We start from the raw sequence: 19,947 nt of genomic DNA on the forward strand, positions 1-19,947 counted from the left end.
AGGAAAGTCACGGAAGTAACTTCCGCGCCATAGGCCATAGAAAGAAAAAGTACGCATTCCTGATAAGTCCCCCTTGGAAGGGGGGAGGGGGATGACAAGGCCGTTTGCAAAACGATCAGCGGCAGCCATTAAATGAGCAGGAGCGACTTTCGGGAATGCTTGACTCTGCAGGAGTAATTCAGCAGGAGTAATCAACCCGGGCCTTCAATGGGGGACGAAGACGTACCTATATTTTGCGTTTTCACGCCTGGCGCGAGTCTGCAAACTCGTGCCCATGGGTGAAGCGAGTCTCCAGACTCGCCGGGAACCACGAATAGAAAAACAGGAGTCTGGAGACTCCACGCACCCAAAGGCACGAGTCCGGAGACTCGCGCCAGAGAAAATATAAGACGGAATGCGTTTTTAGCCTGTTTTCAGAAAAGTAGGCTAAAAACAGAACATCGGCGCAGCCGAAAGTGAGAGAAGAAAAAAGTAATTCACAACACATTGATAGAGAAAGTAGAAATGGAAGAAAAAGGCACGATTTCGATTCACACCGAGAACATTTTCCCCATCATCAAGAAGTTCTTGTACTCAGACCATGAGATTTTCCTGCGCGAGTTGGTTTCTAACGCCGTGGATGCGAGCCAGAAAGCCAAAAGCCTCTCCAGCATTGGCGAGCTGAAAGGCGATCTGGGCGAGCTGAAGGTGACCGTGAAGGTGGACAAGGAGAAAAAGCAAATCATCATCTCGGACAACGGGATAGGGATGACCGCCGAGGAAATCAAGAAATACATCAACCAGATTGCCTTCTCGGGCGCTACGGAGTTTGTGGAGCGCTACAAAGACTCCAACGCGGACAAGAGCCAGATCATCGGTCAGTTCGGGCTTGGGTTCTACTCGGCGTTTATGGTGGCCAGCACCGTGGAGATTGACACGTTGTCACACGCAGACGGTTCTGAGCCCGCGCATTGGATTTGCGACGGTTCTACGGAGTTTACCATCACCAACGGTACCCGCACCGAGCGCGGAACCGATGTGATTCTGAACATCGCCGAGGATTCTGAGGAGTTTTTGGAAGAAGCCCGTCTGCAGACCATCCTGAACAAATACTGCAAGTTCCTGCCTATTCCGGTAGAGTTCAACGGCGAGGTCATCAACAACCCGAACCCTATCTGGACCAAGTCTCCGTCTGATTTGACCGACGAGGATTACAAGAACTTCTATAAAGAGCTGTATCCGTTCTCTGAGGACCCGCTGTTCTGGATTCACCTCAACGTGGACTATCCGTTCAACCTCACTGGTATCCTGTACTTCCCGAAGGTGAAGAACGAGTTCGATTTCCAGAAAAACAAAATCCAGCTCTACAGCCGGCAGGTGTTCATCACCGACGAGGTGAAAGACGTGGTGCCGGAGTTCCTGATGCTGTTGCACGGCGTGATTGACTCACCGGACATTCCGTTGAACGTGAGCCGCTCGTTCCTGCAGGCCGATGCGAACGTGAAGAAAATCAACACCTACATCACCCGTAAGGTGGCCGATAAGCTGAATGAAATTTACAAGAAAGACCGCACCGCCTACGAAGAGAAGTGGAACGACATTGCGGTGTTCGTGAAGTACGGCATGCTCTCTGATGACAAGTTTTACGAGAAAGCCAAAGACTTCGCGCTGCTGCAAAGCACCGACGAGAAATTCTATACTTTAGAAGAGTACCGCAACTACGTGCAGGCGAACCAAACCGACAAAAACGGCAACCTGGTCATTCTGTACACCAACGACGCCGAGAAGCAGCACGCCTTCATAGAGACCGCCAAGAACCGCAACTATGACGTGGTGAAGCTGGACCACATGATTGACCCGCACTTCATAGGTCAGCTGGAGCAGAAACTGGAGAAAACCACGCTCAAACGCGTAGACGCTGATACCATTGACAAGCTCATTGAGACCGATGCCAAGCCCGAAAGCGTTCTATCTGAAGACGAAACCAAGCGTTTGAAGGAGCTCTTTGAGAAGGCCATTGACAACCAGAACATGACCGTAGGCGTGGAGGCATTGAGCGTAGATGACCAGCCGGTGATTATCACGTTACCTGAGTTCATGCGCCGTATGAAAGACATGAACCGCATGGGCGGCGGTGGCATGATGATGATGGGCAACCTACCTGACATGTACAACGTGACCATTAACGCGAACCACCCCATCAACCACCGCATCCTGAAAGGTGACGATGCCCGCGGCGAGAAAATAGCCAAACAGGCGTATGACCTGGCCTTGCTGTCGCAGAACATGCTGTCCGGCGCGGCCTTGACGGCCTTCGTGAAGCGCAGCGTGGAGTTGATTGACAAAGAATAACAAGCTGATTTAGCGCTGTTTTCCAAAAAAGAGGCCAGAAACGGAAGTTTCTGGCCTCTTTTTTTGTGGGTCTTTTCTCTGGATTTAAATAAACATCTCGCTTACTGAGAAGGTTTATTAGGTCTTAAACCATAAAGTTCTTTTTGGATTAGCCTCTTCTCAAGAAGCTCATTCGTAGCTTTCATAATTTGCTCTTCAGAAAAAGTATCAGCTTTATATTCCGACCAATCTTTAACGAGCTTCACTAAATCCTGAGCAGAAATTAGATTTCTCTTTTCTATTAAAAAAAGTAAAGTGGTTAAAAGCTCCAGTTCTTTATCACTTAAAACATGGTTTGTGATTTCAGTTGCCTTTTCAACAAAAGGTAAAAAAATCTTTTCCTTTGCCAATATTGAATCGCTTATTAAAACAGTTTTAGCGTGCTTATAAGCTTTTTCTGTATCAAAGCCATAAAACATTTGATACTCCTTAATGTCTTTGCTTAATATTTCTAAAGAATGAGCATAAGGTCCAAAATGATGCGCATCGAACTTGAAATAGTTTTGATTTGATAAGTAATTAATAAGATAAGCCGTTTTTTGCAATCTGATTTTATTAAACTTTTCAAGCCTAAGCTTTAGCTCCATTAAAAGCAAATGGGATGCATTAAGTTTTGGAAGTCTATTTGATTTGTTCTCCTTAACTATATTATCCGAGGGTTCATATATTTCAATTGTAGTTTTATTCGCCAAACATTCTAATTGGTCTAATATAATTTCTTTAACAACAGGCCATTTCAAGCCTCCGTTTCCACAGCCTAAAGGAGGGATTGCAATTGATATTATATTTTCATTTATTATAAAAGCTTTTAAAGATTTAATTCCGCTTTCAATATACTCATATTTAGATTTTTCTCGCCATTTGTCTTTTGTAGGGAAGTTAATAATGATTTTTTCTTCTTCTTTAAAAGGGAAAATACTTCCTACTTTTAATTCGCCCGATTTGCAAGCTTTAATATATGCTTCATTGTTTTCAGGATATTCTAACTTAAACTGGTAGGCAATACCTTTCCCCATATAACCTTCACAGTTAACAGTGTTAATAAGTGCCTGAGTATTTGCTTTAAGTATATTTCCTGTTTTGTACTCAATCATGATTAACAAAAATATTTGGAAGAACACTAACAAAAAACCTTGGCTTTTGATTAGTTATTTTCAGATAAAGGTCTTCTACCCACTTCTTATTGTCCTCTGTTTTAACGTAAATGCAATTAAAATCATTTGGGTTGACAGGTTTATTTGAAATACATTCTGCCATACAAACTTCCTTGCAATCGTTAGAATTATAATCTCTCAGCGCCATCGTATCCCAATCAATGCTTAAAATGCCATCATCATAGCTCAATGGTTGTGATTTATAATTCAATGGATGACTTGGTATTATATTAAAACTTAAAGCTTTTGCTGTATCTCTCCTAATAGTTATATACGCAAAATCAGTATGGGGGTCTTTAAGCTGCACTGCTCCAGCAAAAGGTGTTGGTGCAAAGAAGTGAAATGGGACATATGCATCTAAACCAAACTCTTGTCTATGGCCCAAGATCTCTTGGTCTGCTACATTATAGAAAGTGCTGATAGCTCCACGTGGTTGAAGTCCAGAAGCAAATATACCCTCTAGATTTTGAAGTGCTGTGAGATGGTAAAGAAGTTTTCCTTCTTTAGGTGGTTTAGCCATTGGTAATATAAATTGTTGAAGTATAAGATGTTTGTGGTATTTTTTAATGTAGATTCCCAATTCTACATATGGATAATGAATAAAAATTTAGCCTAGTTTCTGAAGAAGAGTAAGTTAACACTAATTAAAGGATATAACAAAACGCCACTACTTCTTCACCACCGCATTCACCCGCTTCCAAATTTCATTCAGAAACACCACCGGCACCTCCTCCTCACTGGGTGCCTCGCCCATGCGTACCAAAACCAGGCCTTGGCTGGGCACCACGTTCAGAAACTGGCCGTTCTTGCCCAGGGCGGCATACATATCAGTGGGCGCATTGGGTACAATGCTGCCGGAGAAACTCCTTTGTGAGGTAGGCAGCAGAAAAGAGGCCTTGCCGTTGAGCCACCAGAGGTAACCGTAAGACGGGTTCAGGGGCTGAGATGTACGGACCATGGCGTTCAGAAAAGCGGCATCTTTCAGAATGGGCGTGTCTCCCCATTTGCCGTTGTTGAGCATGAGCAACCCGAAACGGGCCATAGACCTTGGCGTACTGATATAGACGTAATTATCCTGTAGGTGCCGCCACTGGCCATCCATCCCAATCTTGTCCCGGAGCTGGGTCTGGAAATAGGTTTGGAACTCTTGTTTGGTTGCTTTCTCTACTACCTGGCTAAGCAAGGTGTATGGCGCGTTGTAATAGGCCCAGCGGGTATCAGGGGCAGCGCGGTAGGTTAGGCAGGCGGGGGTAGTGCAGTTGCGGTTCGGCACCAGGTCGTTCAGGCCGGTGGTCATGGTAAGCTGGTGCCTGATGGTGATTTGATGTTCCTGCGCAGGGGCAAGGCTCGTCCAGCCATTGCCCAGATACCGGCTGGTTGGGTCGGTGATAGACAAATAGCCGTCTTCCTGGGCCTTGCCCACCATGAAAGCCGTAACCGTTTTGCCCGCCGACGCCCAATACCAGCGGCTGTTCACCTGAAAAGGCCTTCCTCTGGCAACGGAGCCATTGTAATGCTCCACCACTATTTTGCCGTCTTTCAACAGCAGAAACGCCCTGGTGTTATTTTTATTAAGAAAGGAAATCAGCTCAGGGAGGGCGGCGGTGTTCCAGCCCAGGCTTTGGGGAGTCATGGTTTCCCAGAAAGAAGAACCAACCGCCGGAAAGTACAGCGGTGCTTTAGGCGAGGCAGGCGCAGCTTCTCCCTTATAAGCCGAAACAAAGAAGGCGGTCACCGCCAGGGTGAGCAGGCGAAGAAAGATTTGAAACATAGCGGTGCGGGACTTTTCCTCCTTTGATGTTCCTGACAATAAATAGTTTAATCTGCCACTGTGCTGAAAGCCCAGGAAAAGGGCCGGCCACAGAAGCGGTCAGCGGCAGGCGGCAATAGAACCAACTTTTTAACTTTTCTTAAAAGCATTCCTATTCTCAATATAACCTTCTACATTAGCAGCCTTACGGGCATCTCACCCAACGCAACCCTCCAAACTATGGCTAAAACGTTCCTATCATACCTTTCCTGCGGTTTATTGCTGCTGACCTTAAGCTGCTCCTCCTGCTCTAAAGAAACCTCTGCCAATTCCACCGCAACCAGCAGCCAGCCGACGGCGGCCAACGCAAAACCTGGCCTCATGACCGGCGCTGACCAAACCCAAAAGTACGTGCCGTACCTAAAAGGCAAGCGTGTGGCGTTGGTGGTAAATCCCACCTCCATCATCGGGAACAAGTCCAGCGTTGACAGTCTGCAGGCTTTGGGTATAAAGATTGTGAAAGTGTTTGGGCCCGAGCATGGGTTCAGGGGCAACGCCAGCAACGGTACGCACGTGGGCGATGAGGTAGATGCGCAAACGGGTATCCCCATCATCTCCCTCTACGGCAAAAAGAAGAAGCCCAGCAAAGAAGACCTCGCCAACGTTGACGTACTTATCTATGACATTCAGGACGTGGGCGTACGGTTCTACACCAACATCAACACCCTGCGCGATGTCATGGAATCTGCTGCCGAGCACAAGGTGGAGTTCATGGTGCTGGACCGCCCCAACCCGCACGGCTACCTCATTGACGGCCCCATTCTGGACATGAAGCACAAATCAGGCATCGGGCAGTTCCCCATCCCTATTGCGCACGGCATGACGGTGGGCGAGTTTGCGCAGATGATCAACGGCGAAGGCTGGATGGCCCACGGCCTCAAGCTGGACAAAATCAACATCATTAAAATTGCCAATTACCACCATGACATGCCGTACGTGCTGCCGGTGAAGCCCTCGCCCAACCTGAACACCGCGCAGAGCATCATGCTCTACCCCAGCACCTGTCTGTTTGAAGGCACCATTCTGAACCACGGCCGCGGCACCCAATACCCGTTTACCATCATGGGCGCGCCCAAACTCAAAGGCAAGTACGAGTTCTCTTACACGCCCGTGAGCATACCCGGCATGAGCGAGAGTCCGTTGCACATGAACGAAGTCTGCTATGGCCTGGACCTGCGTACTTATGACGTGGAGCAACTTAGAAGGAAGCGTCAAATCAACATTGGCTGGCTGCTGGAGCTCTACAACGCCTATCCAGAGAAAGAACGTTTCTTTGACTCTTCTTACAGCAAACAGATGGGGGTGATTGAGCGGCTCATTGGCGTGTCTGATTTCCGGAAGCAGGTGCAGGAAGGCTGGTCAGAGGAGCGAATCAGGGAAACGTGGCAGCCGGGCCTGGCCGCCTTCAAAGAGCTGCGCAAGAAGTACCTGCTGTACCCGTGAGGTTCTAAATGCTAGGGCAATTCCTGTTTTTGCCCTATTTTGACAAAAAGAGGCCGGAAACGCACTTCCGGCCTCTTTGCTTTCCCAGCCTTAGGTCAGGCAAGTCATTGGCTACGCCGAAAGGGAGGCCGTCTGTAGATTCTTGCCTTTGTTTCTGGCACGTAGCCAAGGGTTGGCCAGCAGCAAAACCAACAGAATACCTGAATTGACCAACAACCCCTGAATGGCCATGGGGACAAACCCCAGCGTCATCAAGCACATATTGCCAATGGCCTGCGCCACCATCAGTTTTTCTAATCTGCTCAACCCCGCCGGCACCAGCACCGCCGCGCCCGCCAAGGCAAACGTGAGAAGCCCGGCGGTATTGGTGAGCACCTGAACGTTGAACGGCGCTACTGCCAGGGTGACCAGTGCCGCCGCCAGCATAGCCCACGGCCAAAAACCGGCCCGGTACCTATCCAAAGCCGTAGCGGCAGGCGCAGACATCGGCGCAGCCGAAAACAGGAACCGGAACTTCTGGTGTTCATACGCCAGCAACAACCCGTTGAGCAGCAGGAAAACCGCGTTCACGTACGGCGTACCGGTCCAGTTCTGTGAGATTGTCACGGCCAGAATGGCCAGGTTCATGGGCACCAGCATGACCGCACCCAGCGTACTGAACCGCTGCGAGAACAGCAGCGCCCCGCACACCACCTGGCTCACGGCCACCACCTGCGCAAACAGCCCCAGCCCGTACTGCGCCAGCCGTTCCTCCAGCCACGGCGGACCAATCAACTGCCCGAAGTTGCCGTGCGTGAGCTTGCAGATACCCGAAGAGAAGAAAACGTAGCCCAGGAAAAGCCGGATGAGCAGAACCAGAAAATCTTTGTTGCGCAGCGCCATAGCGGTAGAAGTTTTAGGTGAGAGGAGCAGTTTTCCCCTTTGGTGGCACTAAGTAAAAGAGACATTGGGGCACCCGAAAATCTTTTAGACCAACCGGCGCTGGGCTTCTACCAATGAGCCAAATCGTTGGAGATTCCCTTCCTGTTTTTGGCCTGTTTTCTGGGAAACAGGCCAAAAACGCACTTGCCCTCTACAGAATCTCCAGCAGTTGTTGCGGCGTGTGCAGCACGTAGTCCGGGTGGGCGGGCTGCACCACTTCCCAGGCATCATAGCCCCAGCTCACCCACGCCACCTTGATGCCGCATTTCTGGCAGGCCAGTATGTCGCGCAGCTCGTCGCCCACATACAAGACCTGGGCGGGAGCCAGCTTTTTGGCTTTCAGGAACCGGTTCAGGAGCTTGTCTTTCCCGAAGATCCGGCTGGAGGTGAGCACGTCCCGCACGGCCGTAATGCCTTGCCGCTGCAGAAATTCCCGGATAATAGACTCTGAATTTGACGAAAGAATGACCGGTTGCACGCCTTTCTCGGCCAGGCTCTGCAGCAGCTCTTTAATGCCGGGGAACAAGGTCACCGTGCTCAGTTGCTGCTTGTACAGCCTGTAAAACCGCAGCGTGAAGAAAGGCAGTTTGTACAGCGGGAAATTCAAATACTGGGCGCGCTGCGCAATGGTGAGCGTGCGCAGGTACGGCACCTCTTCGGGCAGTATGGGCTTGAACCCCTCGCGCGCCGCCAACTGGTTGAACCCCGCCAGAAACGCTTCTTTGGAGTCAACCAACGTGCCGTCAAAGTCAAAAAGCAGGTATTGGATCATCTTCTTTATTCCGCGGCCGCGGAAACCCTCTACCGCGAAGGTAGGAAAAGCCGCAGAGTAGAAAAGGCGTTTTGGCCTGTTTTGCTGAAAATAGGCCAAAAACGGAAAACCAGCCCATGGCAGATTTAGAAAGGTTGATTTGTAAGGAAAGTGCCCTCATGAGAAAAAACGCTTCTGCCAAAGGAAACCATAGTTCTAGGGTTTCAGGGTTTGAACTTAGTTGTTATCTTAAGGAAAATTTAACCCTTTATTTAATCATTCATTCAAATGAAAAAACTTTACGCTCTTCTTCTTGTTGGCCTGCTCTCCAAAGGAATCACCAGCCAAGCACAGAAATTTGAATTAGAGGTGAAATCTGATTACAAAAACAAAGTGGTGCCTGTTGTACACAGAAAGGCATCTGAGAAAATCAATGACAATCTCTTTCTCATGTTCAAGGAGATAGACAAGAAGAAAGCGGCCATTGTAGGGTATGATGCCAACTTGAATCAGAAATTCAGTATTCCGCTGGAGCATGGGCAGTACACAGACCCCCTTTTCAAGTACCACGCAGAGAGCAACCAAATCTTTGTAGTGGAGAGCTATGGCCGCCCCAACGCCTATACAAAAAAAGGGCACGGGTTTAAAGCCTCGGTGTATGATGTAGAGGGCAAACTGGTGAAGCAGAAAGAGGTTGCGTTAGACCTTCCTCTGTTGCACCCAACCCTCTCCAGCTCCCACAGGGTGTGTTTTTCTGAAAACGGGAAGTACTTCTACACCCTGGAGCAATATCCTAAAAAGGGCAAAGATGCGCTGGTGGCCCTGTATGACATCAATTTAGAGGAGCTGTACAAGAAAGAGTTCAAAACGGGTACAAACGAAGAGATAGAGACCTCTGCGCTTGCCGATGATGGTGGCTTGGTACTGGTAGTCTCCAACTCTAAAGACAAGGACAGGGTAAAATTCACCAAGCTGAACACCGCCGGCAAAGAAGCCGCGCAGGTTGCCGTAAAGCACCAGACGGCTGAGAAAGAAAGCTTTGGGCACTACAAACTTAAACTGGCCGGAGAGCGAGCGATAGTCTCCACAGAGAAAAACCTGAACAGGTCAGAGTTGGTGGCCATTCATGTCTATGACATTGACTTTACCGCCAAGAACGCAAAGCTTTACAAGAGCAAAGAGTTCAACAAAGAGTATGTAGCGCAACTCTACAGCAAAGTGAACGATAAGGATGTCCTGAACGGCGGCAAGACCTTCAGCAAAAAGTTTGACCGGCCTAAAGCCATTAAGCTCATGTGGGTGTCAGAAATCTTGATAGACGGTTCTTCTATCTACCTGGTTTCTGAGGCCATCAACAACACCAGTTCTACCACCACCACCACTTCTACCATTCCAGGGACCAACCATACGCGTACAACCACTAAGTCAACGCCGCTGCAATATGCTGAAGACATCTTGATCACAGGTTTTGAGGCCGGTGAAAACAAATGGAACAGCATTATTGGGCGTAACCTGGTCTTAAGAGACTTGCCCGGGGCAGATATGATGAAAGCCTTGGTGAGCCAGAATAAGAATGAGATTTACATCATCACCTCTGAGGCCCCCAAAGGCGAAGCCAAGGATATGTCTTCCTATACCAGGGTTGTCAATAAAGCTACCGGAGATATCAGCAGCCCTAAAAGGATCAGTGAAAACAGCTACATGACCTTCACCAATTTCGCCTGCTGGCTTGCCCCAGACAAAGTAGTGCTGTTGAGAAGCAACCAAATCAAGTTTGGCAAAGGGTACTCATTGAACAAGGTTGCCTTAAACTAGCTTTGCTCCCTCTGTGTAAGGGATAGCTCCCTGCCAGACAGGAGACACGGCTGGTTACTTCCTGCAAGTGAAAAGGTAGGGTCTATCCCCCTGCAAAAGAAAAGGAGGTTCAACAGAGCCTCCTTTTCTTTTGAGGTTACGCCCCTATCTTCACCGAGGTCATGGTCAAAGAGCCGCCCACCATCTTATCATTGAAAAAAGACACGGCTTCGTCTTGGCCCTGCAGGCCCAGCGTGTACAGGAGCGGCAGGTAATGCTCTACCGTGGGTATGGCCAGGAGCGCTTCTTTGCCCAAGGTTTGGTAGTTAATGAGCGGCTGGTGGTCACGGTGCAGGATGAGGTCTTTGAATTTCTCATTGATGGTGTGGGTCCAGTCATAGCCGCCGCCGTTGATCATCTCCCAGCTCACCAGGCGCAGGTTGTGCACCATGTTGCCGCTGCCCATGATGAGCACGCCCTTCCTCCGGAGCGCAGAAAGTTCCTGGGCCAAATCATAGTGGTACTGCGGCCCTTTGGTGTAGTCAATGCTGAGCTGCAGCACCGGCACGTTGGCGTGCGGGTACATGTGCCGCACAATGGTCCAGGTGCCGTGGTCCAGGCCCCAGTCATGGTCCAGTTCTACGGGGGCGGTTTTAATCAAAGAGGCGGTTTCCTGGGCCAGCGCCGCATCTCCCGGCGCCGGGTACTGCACCGCAAACAGCTCCCTCGGGAAGCCCCCAAAGTCATGGATGGTCTGCGGGAAATCCATGGCGGTAATCTTGGTGCCCCTGGTAAACCAGTGCGCCGAAATGACCAGCACCGCTTTGGGCACCGGAATCTCCTGCGCCAGCTGGGTCCAGCGCTGGCTGAATTCATTGTCTTCAATGCCGTTCATGGGCGAACCGTGGCCCACAAACAGCACCGGCATGGTGTATTCCTGGTATTGTAGTTCGTCTGTAAATTTTCTGAAAGCAGATAACGTAGTCATAGCGAGTGCGCCTCCGGCGGCTAATTTGATAAAACTCCTTCTTTCCACAGGCTTGTAATTGCGGGTGAAAAATTGAAATCCCGCTGCGCGGAAGGAAGGGTTGGGGCCAAACGTCTGCCCCGCCGCGGGTTCACAGGACAAAGGTCAGCAAACCCAAAGCCGAAAAGAATAAGGTAGTTTAAGAAATGGCTTTTCATAAATTCTCACGCATTCCGTCCCCCTTGGAAGGCCCGGGATGATTTCTTCTGCAGAATCACGCATTCCCGAGAATCATCTTTTCGTTTCGCTTATCTGAATGAAATGGGCCTTCATCGGCCTTTGTCATCCCAAGCCTTTAAAGGGGGACGGAAGGCGTAGAAACTGTTTTTCGTTTTCAGCCTGTTTCCTCCGCTGGTCGGGATTTGTAATCCCGACCAGCGGAGTATCCTGCGGATTTGCAATCCGCAGCAATAGTTATTCAAAGGCCATGAAACGGGGATTGCAAATCCCCTCAGGACCTGCTTCCGGATGGCAAATCCGGAAGAGCGACCTTGTTAGAACTTAACAGCCCTGCCCCTTTGCCGAGCTGGGATCACAAAAGATGTAGAAGAACCAGCGGCTTTAGCTACAGATATGAAAAGGTGATTCCCGGGAAGGCGTCCCCTCACATCAGTAAGTCTGCTGAAGGAACCATCCCGGGCCTTCAAGTGGGACGGAAGGCGCCTTAAAAAGAAGAAGGAAGCCTTACAGATTGTCCATCGCCTGCTGGTACAAGTCCAGCCCCTCTGCTTTGATGGTGCTGAAGAACTCAGGGGTGATGCCCAGGTAAGACGCGATGTGGTACTGCGGGATGCGCTGCGGCAGGCCGGGGAACTTGAGCAGGAAATCGCGGTAGTTTTGGGCGGCGGTCTGGGTCATGCCGGTGAGCATGCGCTTCTTAAACGCGAAGTAGCCGTTTTGGAGCAGTTTTCTGAAAAACAGGTTGAAAACGGGTTCTTCCTGCGTGAGCTGCTCAAAGGCATGGAGGTTAATTTGCACGTACTGCGTGGGCTCCAGCGCCTGAATAGACAGCAGCGCGGGCTTGTTGAAGGCGATGTCACTGATCCAGTAGCCTTCCACGGCAAACTCCAGGTTCACCTCCTTGCCCCCTTGGTCCACAATAAACGACCGCAGGCAGCCGCTTTGCACAAAGTACAGGTAGTGGTTCACTTCCCCCGTGCGCAGCAGGAACTCCTTTTTCTTCGCCTCACGCGGGGTGCAAATAGCCAGAAACGCGGCCTCCTGGGTTGAGGTCAGTTGTACGTGTTGGGCAAGGGCGGTATGGAGAAGGTTCTGGGGCAAAGGAGATTCTGGTCTGTTCAGATGGAATATGGTGCCTCTTTTTATTCTGTCATCCTGAAAGGAAGTTGTGGGCGTACCAGAAAGGCAACTGCTACTACCGTTCGCCACCAAGATTCTTTTCAGAATGACAAGAGAGGAGCAGTTCTCTTCATTGTCATCTGAAGAAATCATAATCTGGCTAAAACTTTACTATAATTCCTGTTTTTGGCCTGATTTCCAGAAAACAGGCCAAAAACGGAAATGCTACCACTCCCCGCAAAACTTCTGCTTGGCGGCTAAGAACTCCTGCCACATCTCCTGCACAATCTCCCCGGCGGGCTGGATGTCTCTGACCAACGCGGCAATCTGGCCAATTTCCAGTTCGCCTTCGTCCAGGTCGCCCTCATACATGCCGCGTTTGGCCCGGCGGGAGCCCAGGAGTTCTGCCAATTCTAAGGTGCTGGCGCCACGCAGTTCGGCGGCTTTTACGTCTTGGAAGAACTTGTTTTTGAGCAGGCGCACGGGCGTGAGTTGTTTGAGTGAAAGCTCAGTATCCCCTTCCTGCGCCGCAATGACACGGTCTTTAAAGGCCTGGTGCGCGCTGCTCTCCAGGCTGGCCACAAACCGACTGCCCACCTGCACGCCTTCGGCGCCCAGCGCCAACGCCCCGAAGATCCCGGCACCGTTCCCAATTCCGCCCGCGGCGATCAACGGCAGGTTCACCGCCTGCCGCACCATGGGAATGAGGCAGAAGGTGGTGGTTTCCTCACGGCCGTTGTGCCCCCCGGCTTCAAAACCTTCGGCCACAATGGCATCTACCCCGGCCTCTTCACACTTTTTGGCAAACTTCACGTTGCTCACCACGTGCACCACCTTGGCCCCGTTCTCCTGCAATATTTTGGTCCAGGTCTTGGGGTTGCCCGCCGAGGTCACCACCACGGGCACTTTCTCTTCCAGGATGATCTTGAAGTGCTCCTCCAGGTCTGGGTACAGCAAGGGCACGTTCACGCCAAACGGCTTATCGGTGGCTTTTTTGCACTTCTGGATATGTTCGCGCAGCACGTCTGGGTACATGGAGCCCGCGCCAATAAGTCCCAGTCCGCCCGCGTTGCTCACTGCGCTGGCCAGTTTCCAGCCGCTGCACCAGATCATGCCGGCCTGAATGATGGGGTATTGTATGTTAAATAGTTGGGTGATTCTGTTCATGGTTAGTATCAAGTATCTCGTAGCAAGTATCAAGACAACATCTTACTACAAATACATCATAAAGTATGGCTTACAGTCTTGCTACATGATACGCGCTACTTGCTACGTGACACGCATGTCAATGACTAAAATCAATCTCCGTACTGTCCCCAATATTCAGCCGCTGGCTCAGGCCTTTCAGCGCTGAGTCTGACCCTACCAGAGAATCTTCCAGCACGGCGTAGCCCAGTTCGGCGTAGCCGCCTATGATGGAGTTGCGCACAATGGTGTAGTTCAGGATGGCACCTTCGCCAATAGCCACGTTAGGGCCCACTATGGAGTTGGCAATCTTCACGTCGCGGCCAATGCTCACCGGCGGAATGATGATGGTGTTGGGGAACTGCGGATACTCAGATTTTTTGAACTCGGGGCGGTTGAGCAGGGTGGCGTTGGCCTGGAGCAGCGTGTCTTTGCGGCCGCAGTCAAACCAATGGTCAACGGTGAGCGGCACCATCTTCTCGCCCTCCTGGATCATGTGCATGAGGGCATCAGTGAGGTGGTGCTCGTTCTGGGTCCTGATGTCATTGGCTATCAAGTGCTCCAGCGACTGGACCAGCTTGGCGGGGTTGGCAATCTTGTAGAGGCCCACCAGCGCGAAGTTAGACTTTGGGATACGCGGTTTTTCCACCACTTTGGTGATGAACCCGTCATGGTCCATTTCGGCAATGCCGAAGAGGCCCGGGTCTTTCACCTTCTTCACGGCCAGCACCGTGTGGTCCATGGCCAGAATCTGCGCCAGGTCCACGTCTACAATGGTATCGCCCAGCTGAATGAGCACGTTCTCCTCGCTCCGGAACGTCTCCCTGGCCGCCCACAGCGCATGGCCCAGCCCCTCGCGCGGTTGCTGTACCACAAACTCCACCTGCAGCTGCGGGTACTTGCGCTGCACGTAATGCATGATCTTTTCGCCCAGATAGCCCACCACCAGCACAAACCGCGTAATGCCCGCCGCCTGCAAATGCTCAATGATGTGGCCCAGAATGGCCTTTCCCGCAATGGGCACCAAGGCTTTGGGTTGGGTATGCGTATGAGGTCTGAGGCGGGCACCCATGCCGGCCACCGGAATAATTGCTTTCATAAGTAGTACTGCTTCTGCGGGGGAAACCGGAAGAAAGAAGTCTCGCCCGCCCGGCCCCCGGTAGCAAGCTTTGCTTTTTACCGGGGGCCAGGGTTCTGTTTCTGGCCTGTTTTTCTGAAATCTGCCCCAAAACAGCGGCGCAAACCACGGCTTGCGTTGGCGCGGTTGCAGAAATAACAGACAGGCCCAAGGCTAAAATAAAGATTTTACACGGCTTTCGGCTATTTTTCTGGCAATTCTGTCATAGAACGCCAGAAGAGTGGTCCTTGGCAAGCATCACCATTGCCGGTTCCTAGATGAGTTTCTCCCTGTCCATGTGCTGCTTCTCCCAATGCTGCCAACCCCTGAAGCGGGCTGGTCTGGCGCTGGTCCTCTTTTTGATCTTCGGCGCAGCCGATGCCCAGAGCGTGGACATGGACATTTCTGCGAGCCAGGGCGTGTACAACCTATACCAGGCCATGCAGACCACATAGGAATGCGCGACTCAGCATGTGTAACGCTGCATGAGCAATCATTTCCCTACCCCTTCAAAGGGGGACAATCAGATACTGTGCGCCGGCAGAAACATAGAACCACTGCACTTCCGTTTCTGGCCTGTTTTTCTGAAAACAGGCCAGAAACGCATATTTTTTGCGGCAAACACGTAAGAAGCAAAGCTGTATACATTTCTGAATATATTTGTGTACCTTAACTACTTCTGAAACTATAAACCCACTATGAGAAAAGTATTGCTTTACTTCTTCGGCTTGCTGGTACTGGCCTCCCAGACTTCCTGCGGCTATAACACCATGGTAGAACTGGACGAGCAGGTGTCTGGCCAATGGGGCCAGGTGCAGAACGCCTACCAACGCCGCGCTGACTTGGTGCCCAACCTGGTGAACACCGTAAAAGGCGCCGCCAACTTTGAGAAGGAAACCCTTACCCAGGTGATGGAAGCCCGCGCCCAGGCTACCAGCGTAAACTTGAACGCCGACCAGCTCACCCCAGAGAACATCCAGAAGTTTCAGGCGGCGCAGGGCCAGTTGAGCGGCTCGCTTTCGCGCCTTTTGGCCACCGTTGAAGCCTACCCAGACCTGAAAGCCAACCAGAACTTTCTGGAGCTGCAGGCCCAGCTGGAAGGCACAGAGAACCGCATCTCTGTGGAGCGCAATAAATTCAACACCGTGGTGCAGGAGTACAACACCTACATCAGGTCGTTCCCGCGCAACATCTACGCCGGCTGGTTTGACTTTGAGAAGAAAGGCTACTTTGAGGCAGATGCCGGTGCCCAGAAAGCGCCTACCGTACAGTTCTAATGCGTATCAGGTAGCGCGTATCACGTAGCAAGACTTTCTGTTTTGGGGCTGTTTTCAGAAAAACAGCCCGAAAACAGAAATTCCCCTTGACTCAGAATTCATAACTCAAGACTCAGAACTCTCCAAACATGCCCCGCGACGTTATAACCGAGGCCGATGAGGCCGTGATTGTGCAGGCCATTCAGGAGGCGGAACGCAACACCTCTGGCGAGATACGGGTGCACATTGAAGAAACCTGCGAGGGCCACATGCTGGACCGCGCTGCCCAGGTTTTTGCCTACCTGCACATGCACCAGACCAAACTGCGCAACGGCGTGCTGTTTTACGTGGCCATGAAAAGCCACAAGTTTGCCGTGCTCGGTGACGCCGGCATCAACGGCGTGGTGCCTAAGAACTTCTGGGAAGAGATCAATAAAGTGGTCATTGCTGATTTCAAGCAAGGCAAGTACGCCGAAGGCCTGAGCAAAGGCATTCAAATGGCCGGAGACCAGCTCAAAAGTTACTTCCCGTACGCCGGTGACCACAAAGACATCAATGAACTGTCTGATGACATCTCCTTTGGGAGAGACATGGGCAAGGAACCAACCACATGAGAAAAACCACCTTACTTCTGGGCTTGCTGTGGCTATGGGCGGTTACCGCATGGGCGCAGGATTTTCCGCCCAGGCCCAACCCGCCAAGGCTGGTCAATGACCTGGCCAACATTCTCTCACCAGAGGAAGAACAGGCGCTGGAGCAGAAACTGGTCAATTACAATGACAGCACCTCTACCCAGATTGCCATTGTCAACATCACCTCCATTGGGCCCTATGATATTTCTGACTATGCCTTTCGGCTGGCCGAACAATGGGGTATAGGGCAGAAAGGCAAAAACAACGGTATTCTCATCATCACCGCCGTACAGGAGCGCAAAGTGTTTATTGCCACCGGCTACGGCATGGAAGGCGTGGTGCCAGACGCCATTGCCAAACGCATCACCGAGTACACCATCAAGCCCGAGTACCAGCAAGGCCGCTACTACGCCGGTCTGGACAAAGGCACCAGCTTCATCATTGACGTAGCCAGCGGCGAATACAAAGCCGACCCGCGTGACCGGCAGGGCGAGGGGGAAGGCGGGTTCTCTATTCTCTGGGTCATCATTGGTGTCATGATCCTCATCTTCATCATTAGCCGCAGAGGCGGTGGCGGCCGCGGCGGAAGACGCAGTTCCCGCACCCTGGGCGGCCCGTTCTTCCCGCCTGTCATCTTCGGGGATTTCTCCGGCGGCCGCGGCATTTTTGGCGGCGGGGGCGGTTTTGGGGGAGGAGGCGGTGGCTTCGGTGGTTTTGGCGGCGGGAGCTTTGGCGGCGGCGGCGCCGGGTCTGACTGGTAACTAGTCTGTTTCCGCGCTGCGGAAGATTAATCTGAGAAACGCGTTTTCGGCCTGGTTTTCAGAAATCAGGCTGAAAACGCTTTTCTTTTCTGCCGCAAGTTTGAGCGCAGCGGTAACTTGTGGCTGCACATGGTGTCAGTTTTCAACTGACGAATTTCATTCACAGATTAATCAACTTCTCCAACTTCCGCCAGTTGAAAACTGGCTGTCATTTCTACTCCAAGTTACCGCTACGCTCAAACTTGAAGTAGGCGAAGTGCGCCTGCTCCAAACCTCGCAGTGTCTTCCAGACCTGCGAGTGTCTGCGCCAACTGCAGCTTCAACTGCATTGCCCTCCTCCTAACCTTCTCCCAGAGGGAGTAGGAACACCGCTTTCTTGTTTTCAGCCTGTTTTTGGGAAAACAGGCTGAAAACAAGAAAGCCAACTCTTGCGAGTCGGCTTTCTGTTAGACAAATGTGCTGGGAGAGCACATTTGCACATTAATCAATTAGTACATTATTCCGCGTTGCGGTTTAGGCAGTTCAGGTCTTCAAAGGCTTCTTTGAGACGGGCCACAAAGGTTTCTTCGCCGGCGCGCAACCATACGCGGGGGTCGTAGTGCTTTTTGTTAGGGCTGTCTTCGCCGTCTGGGTTCCCTATCTGCCCCTGCAGGTAGTCTTTCTTCTTCTCGTAGTAGCCGCGTACGCCGTCCCAGAAGGCCCATTGCATGTCAGTGTCAATGTTCATCTTAATGGCACCGTACTCAATGGCCTCGGTGATTTTCTCTTTCTCAGAGCCAGAACCGCCGTGGAACACGAAGTTCACCGGGTTAGGGCCCGTACCGAATTTCTGCTGGATATAGTCCTGTGAGTTTTTCAAAATCTCAGGGCGAAGCTCTACGTTGCCAGGCTTGTACACGCCGTGCACGTTGCCAAAAGCGGCGGCCACGGTGAAACGGTGGCTGATTTTGCCTAGTTCTTCATAGGCGTAGGCCACGTGCTCAGGCTGGGTGTACAGGTGCGCGCTGTCTACATCAGAGTTGTCAACACCGTCTTCCTCACCACCGGTCACCCCAAGTTCAATCTCAACGGTCATGCCCAGTTTGGCCATGCGCGCCAGGTACTTGGCAGAGATCTCAATGTTTTCCTCAATGGGCTCCTCAGACAGATCCAGCATGTGCGAACTGAACAGGGGCTTGCCGTGCTGCGCGTGGAACTTCTCACCGGCGTCTAGCAGACCGTCAATCCAGGGGAGGAGTTTCTTGGCGGCGTGGTCAGTGTGCAGAATCACCGGTACCCCGTAGGCCTCTGCCATCTGGTGTACGTGGTGGGCACCAGAGATAGCGCCGGCAATAGCGGCCGCCTGGCCGTCATTGTTCAGGCTCTTGCCCGCATAGAATTGGGCTCCGCCCTGGGAAAACTGAATGATGACAGGAGAGTTCACCGCCTTGGCTGTTTCCAACACCGCGTTGATGGAGTTGGTGCCAATCACGTTCACGGCCGGAAGCGCGAAGTTGTTCTCGTTAGCGTACTTGAATAATTCCTGCACTTCGTCTCCGTGCAGAACGCCAGATCTAAATTTAGGCATGGTTTAGCTAGTTTTGGTCTACTAGCAAAACTACCAAATTATTGGTTAGGTTCTAAGAATTCTTCTTGCGGGTTAACTTCTCGTATTCCCGGGCGGCGGCGGCATCATGTCTGGCGTGGTAGGCATCATAGTAACTGAACGCCAAGGCCGTTCCCCAGCCCAACGTTACCCACGCCGGCCAGGGCAGGCCGCTGTAGTGGCTCTGGTACGTGCTGTTGAAATACCACAGCGCCCACAGAAACGCGTTCACAACTAAATACGAAGATACATGGCGCTTGAACGCCACCCGCTTCTTCGCAATCTTCCAGAGGGTTTTGTCTCTTTCGGCTTCCATCTTTGAAGAGGTATATAGTAATGTTTGAATATAACGGAAGAATCAATAAAGTGTTCTTTTCTCCACATCAATTTAGGGTTAGTTGCTGCTGGTTTGGCGTTGTTTTTGAAAAAGTAGGTCAGAAACGGGAAGCAGGATTTTCAGGATGAACTTTGATTTACAGGATTGGGTCACCTGTTAACAACGTTGTCTGTGGGCCTGATGAATAGTTAAGGGCAGGTGGTTGGGAGAAGGAACTGGCGCGAGACTGGGTCTCGTGTCAAGGAATGGGGCAGGTCTCCAGTCACGCCGGGAGCCACGGGGAGATCAGCCATGCGTAAAGCCCACCCCTAACCCCTCCCGGGAGAGAAGTTGTCCGTCATGCGTGGGGCAAGTGGCGGGTGACCGTACCTCAGCAATACGTGCTCTCCATGTGTAAACATCCCCCTTCACCCCCTTCAAAGGGGGAGTATTGGAGTGAGTTCTGGGTCCTGAGTCCTGAGTCTTGAGTCCTTCCTTTTTTCCTTAGGCAATTCAGTACGAATGA

The 19,947-nt window shown here is 51.4% G+C and carries 18 protein-coding genes; 7 read left to right on the forward strand and 11 right to left on the reverse strand.

Annotation, left to right across the window (positions count from 1 at the left end; translation table 11 throughout):
- Positions 1–504: 504 nt before the first annotated feature.
- Positions 505–2,331, forward strand: a complete 1,827-nt coding sequence (htpG, locus tag FHS90_RS21685) for a molecular chaperone HtpG (protein WP_182514557.1) — start codon at positions 505–507, stop codon at positions 2,329–2,331.
- Positions 2,332–2,432: 101 nt separating this feature from the next.
- Here the strand turns inward: htpG and darG are convergent, their stop codons facing one another.
- From darG to FHS90_RS21700, 3 genes are all read right to left on the reverse strand, one after another.
- Positions 2,433–3,464 carry a type II toxin-antitoxin system antitoxin DNA ADP-ribosyl glycohydrolase DarG gene (gene darG, locus FHS90_RS21690; RefSeq protein ID WP_182514544.1) on the reverse strand — a complete coding sequence of 344 codons (1,032 nt, stop codon included), beginning with the start codon at positions 3,462–3,464 and terminating at the stop codon, positions 2,433–2,435.
- The gene (locus FHS90_RS21695; RefSeq protein ID WP_182514545.1) at positions 3,457–4,044 is read right to left on the reverse strand and encodes a DarT ssDNA thymidine ADP-ribosyltransferase family protein; all 588 of its coding nucleotides are present in this window, start codon (positions 4,042–4,044) and stop codon (positions 3,457–3,459) included. Before FHS90_RS21695 ends, darG begins: the two co-directional genes overlap by 8 nt.
- 147 nt (positions 4,045–4,191) lie before the next feature.
- Entirely contained in the window at positions 4,192–5,295 is a 1,104-nt protein-coding gene (locus FHS90_RS21700; protein WP_246387317.1) for a serine hydrolase domain-containing protein, read from the reverse strand.
- A gap of 219 nt (positions 5,296–5,514) precedes the next feature.
- Between FHS90_RS21700 and FHS90_RS21705 the strand changes: the two genes are divergently transcribed.
- Positions 5,515–6,777 carry an exo-beta-N-acetylmuramidase NamZ family protein gene (locus FHS90_RS21705; protein ID WP_182514546.1) on the forward strand — a complete coding sequence of 421 codons (1,263 nt, stop codon included), beginning with the start codon at positions 5,515–5,517 and terminating at the stop codon, positions 6,775–6,777.
- A gap of 111 nt (positions 6,778–6,888) precedes the next feature.
- Here FHS90_RS21705 and FHS90_RS21710 read toward each other — a convergent pair whose 3' ends face one another.
- Both FHS90_RS21710 and FHS90_RS21715 read right to left on the reverse strand, forming a co-directional pair.
- Complete coding sequence (locus FHS90_RS21710) at positions 6,889–7,659, reverse strand: DoxX family membrane protein (RefSeq protein ID WP_182514547.1); 771 nt, start codon at positions 7,657–7,659, stop codon at positions 6,889–6,891.
- 190 nt (positions 7,660–7,849) lie between these two features.
- The gene (locus FHS90_RS21715; RefSeq protein ID WP_182514548.1) at positions 7,850–8,470 is read right to left on the reverse strand and encodes an HAD-IA family hydrolase; all 621 of its coding nucleotides are present in this window, start codon (positions 8,468–8,470) and stop codon (positions 7,850–7,852) included.
- Positions 8,471–8,737: 267 nt separating this feature from the next.
- Here FHS90_RS21715 and FHS90_RS21720 point away from each other — a divergent pair, with 267 nt between their 5' ends.
- Positions 8,738–10,264 carry a hypothetical protein gene (locus tag FHS90_RS21720; RefSeq protein WP_182514549.1) on the forward strand — a complete coding sequence of 509 codons (1,527 nt, stop codon included), beginning with the start codon at positions 8,738–8,740 and terminating at the stop codon, positions 10,262–10,264.
- Between the two features lie 136 nt (positions 10,265–10,400).
- Here FHS90_RS21720 and ygiD read toward each other — a convergent pair whose 3' ends face one another.
- From ygiD to FHS90_RS21740, 4 genes are all read right to left on the reverse strand, one after another.
- On the reverse strand, positions 10,401–11,231 hold the full coding sequence (gene ygiD, locus FHS90_RS21725) for a 4,5-DOPA-extradiol-dioxygenase (RefSeq protein WP_182514550.1): 831 nt from the start codon (positions 11,229–11,231) through the stop codon (positions 10,401–10,403).
- 723 nt (positions 11,232–11,954) lie between these two features.
- Complete coding sequence (locus tag FHS90_RS21730) at positions 11,955–12,551, reverse strand: Crp/Fnr family transcriptional regulator (protein WP_182514551.1); 597 nt, start codon at positions 12,549–12,551, stop codon at positions 11,955–11,957.
- 243 nt (positions 12,552–12,794) lie between these two features.
- Positions 12,795–13,736, reverse strand: a complete 942-nt coding sequence (locus FHS90_RS21735; RefSeq protein WP_182514552.1) for an NAD(P)H-dependent flavin oxidoreductase — start codon at positions 13,734–13,736, stop codon at positions 12,795–12,797.
- A gap of 118 nt (positions 13,737–13,854) precedes the next feature.
- Entirely contained in the window at positions 13,855–14,853 is a 999-nt protein-coding gene (locus FHS90_RS21740; protein ID WP_182514553.1) for a sugar phosphate nucleotidyltransferase, read from the reverse strand.
- Positions 14,854–15,149: 296 nt separating this feature from the next.
- Between FHS90_RS21740 and FHS90_RS21745 the strand changes: the two genes are divergently transcribed.
- From FHS90_RS21745 to FHS90_RS21760, 4 genes are all read left to right on the forward strand, one after another.
- On the forward strand, positions 15,150–15,326 hold the full coding sequence (locus tag FHS90_RS21745) for a hypothetical protein (protein ID WP_182514554.1): 177 nt from the start codon (positions 15,150–15,152) through the stop codon (positions 15,324–15,326).
- Positions 15,327–15,569: 243 nt separating this feature from the next.
- On the forward strand, positions 15,570–16,148 hold the full coding sequence (locus tag FHS90_RS21750; protein WP_066836412.1) for a LemA family protein: 579 nt from the start codon (positions 15,570–15,572) through the stop codon (positions 16,146–16,148).
- Positions 16,149–16,276: 128 nt separating this feature from the next.
- Positions 16,277–16,741 (forward strand): TPM domain-containing protein, encoded by a 465-nt coding sequence (locus tag FHS90_RS21755; RefSeq protein ID WP_182514555.1) that lies wholly within the window; start codon positions 16,277–16,279, stop codon positions 16,739–16,741.
- Complete coding sequence (locus FHS90_RS21760; RefSeq protein ID WP_066836416.1) at positions 16,738–17,520, forward strand: TPM domain-containing protein; 783 nt, start codon at positions 16,738–16,740, stop codon at positions 17,518–17,520. Before FHS90_RS21755 ends, FHS90_RS21760 begins: the two co-directional genes overlap by 4 nt.
- 496 nt (positions 17,521–18,016) lie before the next feature.
- Here the strand turns inward: FHS90_RS21760 and fbaA are convergent, their stop codons facing one another.
- The gene (gene fbaA / locus FHS90_RS21765) at positions 18,017–19,087 is read right to left on the reverse strand and encodes a class II fructose-bisphosphate aldolase (protein ID WP_182514556.1); all 1,071 of its coding nucleotides are present in this window, start codon (positions 19,085–19,087) and stop codon (positions 18,017–18,019) included.
- A 52-nt stretch (positions 19,088–19,139) separates the two neighbouring features.
- Positions 19,140–19,421: a 2TM domain-containing protein gene (locus tag FHS90_RS21770; RefSeq protein ID WP_066836422.1), complete on the reverse strand. Its 282-nt coding sequence runs from the start codon at positions 19,419–19,421 to the stop codon at positions 19,140–19,142.
- Between the last annotated feature and the right edge of the window lie 526 nt (positions 19,422–19,947).

It is taken from the genome of Rufibacter ruber (genome assembly GCF_014138425.1).
Classification (GTDB): Bacteria; Bacteroidota; Bacteroidia; order Cytophagales; family Hymenobacteraceae; genus Nibribacter; species Nibribacter ruber_C.